This is a genomic window from Propionigenium maris DSM 9537 (assembly GCF_027925155.1).
Taxonomy (GTDB): domain Bacteria; phylum Fusobacteriota; class Fusobacteriia; order Fusobacteriales; family Fusobacteriaceae; genus Propionigenium; species Propionigenium maris.
Genome location: NZ_BSDY01000004.1, coordinates 267,740 through 276,283, shown reverse-complemented (window position 1 = coordinate 276,283; position 8,544 = coordinate 267,740). Strand labels below are relative to the sequence as shown.

7 protein-coding genes are annotated in these 8,544 nt (G+C 41.0%); 5 read left to right on the top strand and 2 right to left on the bottom strand.

Annotated elements, in window-relative coordinates; genetic code table 11:
• A partial coding sequence (locus QMG11_RS06025) for an IS91 family transposase (protein WP_281834329.1) occupies positions 1–862 on the bottom strand: 862 nt, incomplete at its 3' end.
• Positions 863–1,866: 1,004 nt separating this feature from the next.
• Between QMG11_RS06025 and glmS the strand changes: the two genes are divergently transcribed.
• Positions 1,867–3,666, top strand: coding sequence for a glutamine--fructose-6-phosphate transaminase (isomerizing) (gene glmS / locus QMG11_RS06020; protein WP_281834327.1), 1,800 nt, complete (start codon positions 1,867–1,869; stop codon positions 3,664–3,666).
• Positions 3,667–4,012: 346 nt separating this feature from the next.
• Positions 4,013–4,321, top strand: a complete 309-nt coding sequence (locus tag QMG11_RS06015; RefSeq protein WP_281834351.1) for a transcriptional regulator, SarA/Rot family — start codon at positions 4,013–4,015, stop codon at positions 4,319–4,321.
• 14 nt (positions 4,322–4,335) lie between these two features.
• Here the strand turns inward: QMG11_RS06015 and QMG11_RS06010 are convergent, their stop codons facing one another.
• Complete coding sequence (locus QMG11_RS06010) at positions 4,336–5,655, bottom strand: Na+/H+ antiporter NhaC family protein (protein WP_373877216.1); 1,320 nt, start codon at positions 5,653–5,655, stop codon at positions 4,336–4,338.
• 151 nt (positions 5,656–5,806) lie between these two features.
• On the opposite strand from QMG11_RS06010, the gene QMG11_RS06005 reads away from it, so the two are divergent.
• From QMG11_RS06005 to grpE, 3 genes are all read left to right on the top strand, one after another.
• Positions 5,807–6,049 (top strand): DUF6868 family protein, encoded by a 243-nt coding sequence (locus QMG11_RS06005; protein ID WP_281834325.1) that lies wholly within the window; start codon positions 5,807–5,809, stop codon positions 6,047–6,049.
• Positions 6,050–6,878: 829 nt separating this feature from the next.
• Positions 6,879–7,904, top strand: a complete 1,026-nt coding sequence (hrcA, locus tag QMG11_RS06000; protein ID WP_281834324.1) for a heat-inducible transcriptional repressor HrcA — start codon at positions 6,879–6,881, stop codon at positions 7,902–7,904.
• Positions 7,905–8,480: a nucleotide exchange factor GrpE gene (grpE, locus tag QMG11_RS05995; protein WP_281834322.1), complete on the top strand. Its 576-nt coding sequence runs from the start codon at positions 7,905–7,907 to the stop codon at positions 8,478–8,480. It begins immediately after the preceding gene.
• Positions 8,481–8,544 lie beyond the last annotated feature (64 nt).

Genomic DNA, 8,544 nt, shown 5'->3' with positions numbered 1-8,544 from the left:
TAGTGAGGGTGATGATAAGCTTCTTTTTAGAATCAGGGTTTTGATACCAAAATTTAACAATTTTACTGTTAAAAAAGATGATTCGGTAATCTGCAACAGCAGGACGCGCAAGATATCTACCTATATACTTTGCAATAGTTTTAGAATTACCAACTTTAGATTTAGCATTAACGTAAAAGCCATTTGGATACCTTTTATAGGCTAATGAAATCTTGTTTTTTAGATGTTGAGAATTATTATCCTTAGCATATTTAGCAATGATATCCAAGACGCACTTTTGCCATGATTTTCTTAGGACTTGCCAAGGGAGGCTTTTAATACCTTTCCATTGGTTGTTTTTAGTTATCCCTCCAAAGGTAACTAAAGAATGGATATGAGGATTCCACTCTATTTTTCTGGAGAAAGTGTGTATTGTAGAGATAGATCCAAAAGTTGAAATTCCCATTTTATTAAAGGAGTACTTTAGCGCGAGGTACGAAGCTTCTGCTAAATCTTTAAGAAGATACCTACGTTTGAAGAAGAAGTTTCTAATCCATCCAGCAGGTAAAGAGAAGACAGCGTGTCTATGAGAACAATTAATTAAATTATTAGTAAGGTTATGCGCCCAGGCTTCAGAGTAAGCTCTTCCGCATGAAGAACAAAAACGCGATTTACAGGAAAAAGGCGTTTTATGGATAGTTTTACACTTTAAGCAGATAAATGACGTATACCCAACTTTAGGGTCTCCACATTCAAGGAAACGGTTAATATTATGAAGAATATTATCTCTTAAAGAAGCTGGGAATTTATGGTTATTGTATCTCCAATAATCAAAGAAGTATTTTGAAAGAATTTGTTTTAAGGGTTTATTTAAAGAACTCATCCCTATATGGTATCAAACTTGCAAGTACAAAAAAAGCTGCCCGTAGGCAGCTACTTTTTATTTGAGATAAAATGTGATAAATCTTGTTTCACTCCCTTTTGGAGCGAGGTACTTTCTTACCATGATTCAAGAAAGTACCCAAAGAAGATCTAGTCCTGCGTAATGTCTCTTAAGTTAAAAGTTAATGTCCGACCTTTGATGGCTACAATCATAACTCTGAATGAAAAGAGTTATGTAAAACGTTATGATAAACTTAATCTGCTTAACGGTCTAGTTGATTATGATGTTCAAAGCTATATCGACTACTTCGGAGCTTTGTTAGTTTAAAATCAGAATTTAAATGGCTGACTGCAGGTAGTCATTGGTCTTCACCTTCCATCTCTGCTTCGTTTCGTCAAGCAGGATAGGTTCTATCCAGAGCCCATAAAAGAAACGGTAACCTTGACTTACTTAGAAAGACAATTACCAAAAGTCTTGATCTTTTTTGGTTCGTTTCTTGTATCAAGACAAGAAATGAACTTATTTTTATAGAGCTTAACTTTTGATGAAGCTTAGAAATATTTTGATAAATTTGAAAGGAATAAAATTCAATAAATAGGGTTATTTAAGAAAAGAGTGACAAAGTCACTTATACCGATGGAATAAATTGTGTATAATAGCGGGGTTGCTAAAGGAAAGCGAGTAAATAATATATAAAAGACATATTTATGTGTTATCCTGTTGAAGCTTGAGAGGGCTCCTGTAATTGCAATACTTTGAAGTGTATGGTAAAATAGGGAGCACAGCAATTTGAAGAAATAAAAAATAAAAACAGCGCCAGAACTCCCTGTGGAGTTGACGAGGAATAGGGTTATCGAAATTTTCGGCGGATGCCCTAAAGGTGACTACAGCCTGAGAGATAGGGAAAAACCTGGGGGTGACCTCAGAGACAAAGGCTATCTCAGTAGTTATTTCTTCTAAAATTGAGAACATTAAAAAAAGAATATTTTAGGAGGTAACAAATTATGTGTGGAATCGTAGGTTATATTGGAAAGAGAGAGCCTAAGGGGATACTTTACGACGGGCTGGCAAAGCTGGAGTACAGAGGGTATGACTCAGCGGGGATCTCTATACTTGAAGAGGATGGAGCAATCAACACACAGAAATCTGTAGGAAAGCTGGTTAACCTGGGAAATATCCTGGGAGGACTTGAGATGAAGGGACACCTGGGAATAGGTCACACCAGATGGGCTACCCACGGTAAGCCAAGTACTGTAAACTCTCACCCTCACCTTTCAGGGGACGGTAGGATCTCACTGGTACACAATGGTATCATCGAGAACTATGCTGAGCTGAGAGAGGAGCTTAAGGCCAAGGGGCACATCTTCCTGTCTGAAACAGATACAGAGGTAATAGTTCACCTTATAGAGGAGCACTACAATGGGGATCTTTTTGACACTGTAAAGAGAATTATCCCTATGCTAGATGGAGCTTATGCTATAGGTGTATTTACCCAGGATGAGCCAGAGAGACTGATCACAGCCAGAAAGGGATCCCCACTTGTAATAGGACTTGGAGAGGGTGAAAACCTTATAGCTTCAGATATCCCTGCTATACTTGAGCATACCAACAAGGTAATATTCCTAGATGACGGTGAGCTTGCTGAGCTTACAAGGGATGAGGTTAAGATCTATGATCTAGAGGGAACTCCTAAGGAGAAGGAGATCACTGAGATTACATGGTCTCTAGAAGCATCTGAAAAGGGCGGATACGACCACTTTATGCTAAAGGAGATCTTTGAGCAGCCAAAGGCTATCAACGATACCCTCAAGGCAAATATTGAGATCGATCTTACAGACAAGGAGATAGAGGATATCTCAAGAATTCATATAGTAGCATGTGGTACATCTTGGCATGCAGGACTTGTAGGAAAGGCTATAATCGAGCAGGAGCTAAGAATACCTGTAGAGGTAGAGGTAGCTTCAGAGTTCAGATACAAGAACCCTATCGTAACAGATAAGGACCTGGTAATCCTTATATCTCAGTCTGGGGAAACAGCGGATACCCTTGCAGGACTTAGAGAAGCAAAGAAGCATGGAGCTAAGGCTATAGGTATAATCAATGTAGTGGGATCAACTATCTCAAGGGAAGCAGACGGTACATTCTATACCAATGCAGGACCTGAGATCGGGGTAGCATCTACAAAGGCATTTGTAGCACAGCTTACAGCACTGTATAAGTTTACAGCATTCCTTGGAAGAAAGAGAGGAATGAGCCAGGAGAGAGCGGACTACATCCTAGATGGTGTGGCACAGCTTCCATCTAAGGTAGAGGCAATACTAGATGAGGCTGAGCACATTAAGAATAAGAAGGAGATGTTTGTAGGAGTGAACTCTACTATGTTTATAGGTAGAGGAATCAATACTGCAATAGCACTAGAGGGGGCTCTAAAGCTAAAGGAGATCTCTTATATCCACGCTGAGGGATATGCTTCTGGTGAGCTGAAGCACGGACCGATCGCCCTAATCGACGATATGTGTCCTACTGTGGCAATAGCTACAAAGTCAGCTGTATATGAGAAGACTAAATCAAATATTGAAGAGGTAAGAGCAAGAAGCGGAGAGGTGTTAACCATAGCAACTGTAGGAGATGCAGAGGCTAAGAACTACTCCTCAGAGGTAATCTTTGTTCCAGAGGTGGATGAACTATTCTCACCTGTAATCAATGTGATACCTCTACAGATCCTGTCATACTATGTAGCAGTGGATAGGGGAGTAGATGTGGACAAACCTAGAAACCTTGCTAAATCAGTAACAGTAGAATAAGATATAGCCCCGGATCTGTACGGATTCGGGGTTTTATTTTGAAATTAATTTCATTAAAATATAAAAAAATGTTTATTAATATGGTAATGAAAGGTTGAAAAGTTATGTTTTTTTACAATTGATTTTTCATAGAAAAGTTGTGACAAAGTCTTTTGTGACAAAGTCTAAAAAAAGAACTTTAGAAATTTTTATTGTGCCTTGAGGTCAATTGTTTCAAAAAAGTATTGACATTTACAATTAAAGTGCTAATATGTGGTCGAAAACCGGCATGGGTGCACTATAAAAAAATGGAAGGGTACTCAGACCTAGTTTTGATGATGAACTTTGGTGGGGGATGATATCATTGGTGGAGATATTATTGAAAACAGATCAGTTGTACAAGCACCTCAAGGAGGAGTATCACCTGTCTAGAACAGATATTCTTCTTCTTTGTGTTGTGGAGAAGCTGAAGAAGGCCACCCTCTATAAGTTGGATGAAAGTCTCAGTGTGGACAGGTCTCTTATTGTGAGAAGGATAAGGGAACTGGAGAGGGAGGAGTATATCTACAAGACCAAGGAGGGAAGGTGTAATGAGATTCACCTGAGGTCCAAGGCTAACAGGGTAATTAGGGAAGTAAAAAATTGTAAGTGGTCCCTCTTAGAGGAGGGAGCTTAAAGGTCTGCCAGGGTTTAACTGGCAGACCTTTTGTATTTTAAGAGGAGGAGGTTTGTAAGGGGAAGAAGGTAGAGGTAGAAGGCATAGGGAACATAGGTGTAGAAGTTTACCCCCAGGGTGGAAGTGGGCATAAAGGCCGCTATATTCCAAGGAATGAGGGGAGCTATAACCACAGCTGTATTTTCAAGATCTATGGCAAGGTGCCCCCTGCTGTGCTCCTTTTTTTCATAGGTTTTGTCCAGAAGCTGCTCTGTGAGGACTATGGCTATAGTCTGATTACAGCCAAAGACCGATGTGAGGATACTTGTGGCAATGGTATAGAGAAAGAGATGATACCTGTCCCTAGCTCTGGTGTAGAGGGTGTGAAACCTGTCGAGCATCTTGGTGCCGTTGAAGATACCAGCCATGGAGCAGGAGATGAATACAACTATACCAGCCCTCAGCATGGAGATGACCCCTCCCCTGTTCAATATATTTCCAGGGAGGAGCCACTCCTCCAGCCTGAATCCAAAAATGGAGAAGTGGAGAAGCTCCTGTGGGGAGTATCCCTCTACAATGACAGATAGGACGGCAGCAGCAACTATGCTGAGGGTCATGGATTTCTTGACCCTTATCCTGAAGAGGGAGGCCAGGAGAATTATGGCTGCTGGGAGAAAGGACAGTGGGCCTATGTGGAAGATAGAGGCCAGATCCCCTCCAATGTTTTCTGCTCTGAATACTATGGGATTTCTCAGGGAAAATCCAAGGTAGAGAAGAGCAGAGATGAGTAAGGGAAGGATGCTTGTCTTAAACATATCCCTTATATTGTCGAAGATATCTGTTTTGGTCAGGTTGGCTACCAGGATGGCACTGGAGGACATGGGGGAGCACCTGTCACCAAAGTAGGCTCCCGACATAATGGCTCCAGTAACCAAAGCCATATTAATATCCCCTGCCCTTGCCATGACTATGAGAGCAACTCCAATTGTACTAACCGTCCCTAGGGAGGTACCCAGAAGGAAGGATACAAAGGATGTGATGACAAAGGCAGAGAGGATAAAGAAGCTGGGGTTCATAAGACGTATCCCGTAGTAAACGATGGCGGGAATGGTCCCTGCAGAGATCCAAACCGATGTGAGGATACCTATGAGAATAAAGACCTGGAGGACGATGAAGGACTTCCTTCCCCCCTCCAGGGCCATCCTCAGGGTAGCTCCCATGGTATGCCCCCTTCTAAGGGAAAGAAATCCAAAGATAAGGAGAGCTACTCCCAGGGGCCAGGCTATAAAGATGTTGTTTATAATTGAAAATATTAAAAGAAAAAATATCACTACCATACTAAGTGTAATATCCATAAAAGACCTCCTTAAAACTACTAATAGAAATAGTATATTATTTATAGAATTAGATGCAAGGGGGAGGGAAAAAAACTTTGAAAAAGAAGGAAGTAGGGGCCACTTTCCTTAAAAGGTTATATAGATATAAAACTCAGAAGGGAGGCGACCTATGTTACTGGATATAGTTATGAACTTGTTATTCTGGTCCTTCATAATAAACTCTGTTTTTTTTGCTGTATGGCTCCTGACCTTTATCTATGCCCACCAGTGGATGTATCTCATGCACTACAGGTGGTTCAGGATATCCGAGGAGACCTTTGATGCTGTTCACTATGCCCTCATGGGGGCGTATAAGTTATTTATAGTATCCTTCAACCTGGTACCATATTTAATATTATTGATTCTTGTATAGAGTTTGAGAAAGAGGAGCTGCCCAGGCAGCTCCTCTTCTATTATTTTTAATAAAATATTTTTCACTCCTTTCAGGAGCGAGTCACTTTCTTATCTTGATATAAGAAAGTAACCAAAGAAAATCAAGACTTCCGGTAATTGTCTTTCCAAGTAGAGCAGGTCCTCCGTTTCTTTTATGGGCTCTAGATAGAACCTATCCTGTTTGACGAAACGAAGTAAAGATGGTAGGTGAAGACCGACGACTACCTGCAGCCGGCCATTTGAACTCTTATTTTAAGCTAACAAGAGTCCGAAGTAGTCGATGTGCCTTTAACCTAAATTATTAACTAGACCGTTAAGCAGATTAAGTTTACCATAACGTCTTACAAAATTATTTACATTCAGAGTTATGATTGTAGCTGACAAAGGTCGTGTATTAACTTCTAACTCAAGAGATATTACGTAGGACTAGATCTTCTTTGGGTACTTTCTTGCATCATGGTAAGAAAGTACCTCGATCCCAAAGGGAGTGAAAAAGATTTTGAATTGATAAAGTATAACAGAAGAAAATTAACCCCTGGCCACCTTGGTGGCTAATGGGGAATTTTAATAAAAAGATATCCAAAATTCTTTAGCCACCTTCCCTCAAAAGTGGCTAAAATTCATCCTGTATTAGCCAGGTGGCTAAAAAGAAAACCCATAAAAATAAGGGTTAGAAAGCTAGAACAGAAAAAATTAGCCACTTGTGGCTAAAGTGGCTAAAAAAGTGTTGACAAAGATTTTGATTAGGTGTATATTTATAGCAGGAATTAGCACTCCTGGAATTTGAGTGCTAACAAGGAGTGGTTGAGATGGCTATTACTGATAGAGAGAAGCAGGTTCTGGGGGCGATAATAGATTATTATCTGACCTTTGGGGATACCATAGGTTCCAGAACACTTGTAAAGAAATATAATATTGGTTTCTCATCTGCTACCATAAGAAATGTGATGGCAGACCTTGAGGATATGGGCTATATAGCTAAGACCCATACATCTTCTGGAAGGGTGCCTACAGATCTAGGTTATAAATTTTATCTCCATGAACTGCTGAAGATAGAGCAGCTGTCCAAGGCGGAGAGGGATAGAATAGACCTGGCCTATGAAAGAAGGGTAACGGAGATCGAGAGTGTTCTAAAGAAGACCTCAAGCCTCCTGTCTAAGCTTACCTCCTATGCAGGGATGGTAATAGAGCCGGACTTTAAACGGGAAAAGATAAAGAAGGTGGAACTTGTTCATATAGATGACTACCTTGTAATGGCGGTAATCGTCAGCGAAAATATGTCCGTAAGAACCAAGAAGCTTTCCCTTGAACACGGAATCACAAGGGAGGAGCTGGAGAAGGTATCCAAGGAGATAAATGAGAAGCTCAAACGTGGAGAGGTTCATAGCCACACCCAGGTAGAGGAACTCATCCTTGAAAAAGACAACCCTCTCCTAGAGGAGTTTGAGAGGGAGATCTACCAGGATATCCAGGGTAACTTCTTTCTGAATAATGCAACCAGCATCTTCCACGACAAGAGCGTGGGAGAGGTACAGGAAACCCTTGAGATGTTTAACAGGAAGAAGGGAGTGAGAGAACTCTTTGAAAGCTTGGTAAAGGCAAGGGAGCCAAACTACGGTGAGGTGAATGTAGCCTTTGGAGATGAACTGAATATCCCGGGACTGGAGGATTTTTCCTTTGTGTACTCGGTATATAAGATGGGATCCTCCCAGGGGGTTATCGGAGTAATAGGACCCCGGCGGATGGCCTACTCCAAGACCATGGGTCTGGTAGACTACGTAACAAGAGAAGTAAATAAGGTAATAGATGAAATAGAGCATAAAAAGGAGAAGTAGATGTCTAAAGAGATGAAGAGAAAGGCTGAAGAGGCTAAGAGAAAGCACGACGAAGCAGCCAAGCACGAAAATCCAGAAGAAGAAGCAGCAGAGGCTGAGGAAGTAGTTGAGGAGAGCCTTGAAGATAAGATAGATAAGATAGAAGCTGAGGTAGAGGAGTGGAAGCAGGCTTACCTGAGAAAGCAGGCAGACTTCCAGAACTTCACCAAGAGAAAGGAAAACGAACTGGCTGATCTGAGAAAGTATGCAGCTGAGAAGGTAATCCTTAAAGTAGTAGAGGCAGTGGACAACCTTGAGAGAGGGGTGGCAGCATCTGCTGAAACTAAGGACTTCGATTCTCTAGTGAAGGGAGTGGAGATGACTCTAAACCAGATGCACGGAATCATGAACGCTGAGGGAGTAGAAGCTATTCCAGCAGACATGGGAACAAAGTATGACCCGTATGTGCACCAGGCTGTAATGACTGAGGCAAGCGAAGAGGTGGAAAACGACCATATCGTTATGGAGCTTCAGAAGGGATACAAGCTGAAGGACAAGGTAATCAGACCATCTATGGTAAAGGTTTGCAAAAAGTAGTTAAAGAGTAAATAATAAAATTAAATCATAAAAATTCGTAAATTAAAAATTTTAGGAGGAAAGA